The 645-nt window shown below is 69.3% G+C and carries 1 protein-coding gene and 2 pseudogenes; all 3 read right to left on the bottom strand.

The annotated features are described in order from the left end of the window. Positions 1-163, bottom strand: a pseudogene (locus tag LPA54_RS34765) (imidazole glycerol phosphate synthase subunit HisH); the annotation flags it as partial. 4 nt (positions 164-167) lie between these two features. Next, positions 168-428, bottom strand: a complete 261-nt coding sequence (locus tag LPA54_RS34770) for a hypothetical protein (RefSeq protein WP_228984616.1) — start codon at positions 426-428, stop codon at positions 168-170. Further along, positions 425-645 (bottom strand): annotated as a pseudogene (locus LPA54_RS34775) (sugar ABC transporter permease); the annotation flags it as partial. The gene LPA54_RS34770 and the pseudogene LPA54_RS34775, both read right to left, overlap by 4 nt.

Below are 645 nucleotides of genomic sequence, written 5' to 3' on the forward strand. Positions count from 1 at the left end.
GATGAACGCCGACGCCGGGCACCAGCAGCCCGTCGGCGTTCATCGCCGTGTCGAAGTCGCGGGTGATCTCGACGTCGGCCCCGGCGCGCGCGAGGGCGCGCTCGGCGGAGCGGACGTTGCCGAAGCCGTAGTCGAAGACCACGACCTTCCTGGTGGTGCTCAAGGGCTCACACCTCCATTTGCAGCAGGCCCGTGACGATGCACAGCGCGGCGCCGACGGACATCAGCGTGATCAGGCTCGTGGGCATCTTCTGCTTCACGAAGGAGATGATCCCGCCGACGAAGAACAGGCCGACGACGATCAGGAAGACGCGGACCGCCCCGCCGCTCACCCACTGGGCGAGCCGGGACCCCAGCGGCCGTTCCGCCCGCGCGGGCCCGGCGGGCCGCACGCCCGCCTTGGTGACGCTTCCGGCGTCCGCGCTCATCGCCGCACCTCCCGCCTCAGCCGCCGTACGTTGAACCACATCACCGGGATCACCAGCAGCAGCAGGAACACCGCGATGGCGCTGGCGACGCCCGGCTGGTCCTCGGAGAAGCCCTTGCGGTACAGCTCCAGCGCGAGGACGTTCGCGTCGTCCTGGGACGAGCCGGGCGCGATGATGAACACCAGGTCGAACACCTTCAGGACGTTGATCATCAGGG

It is taken from the genome of Streptomyces sp. DH12 (assembly GCF_020873895.1).
Lineage (GTDB): Bacteria > Actinomycetota > Actinomycetes > Streptomycetales > Streptomycetaceae > Streptomyces.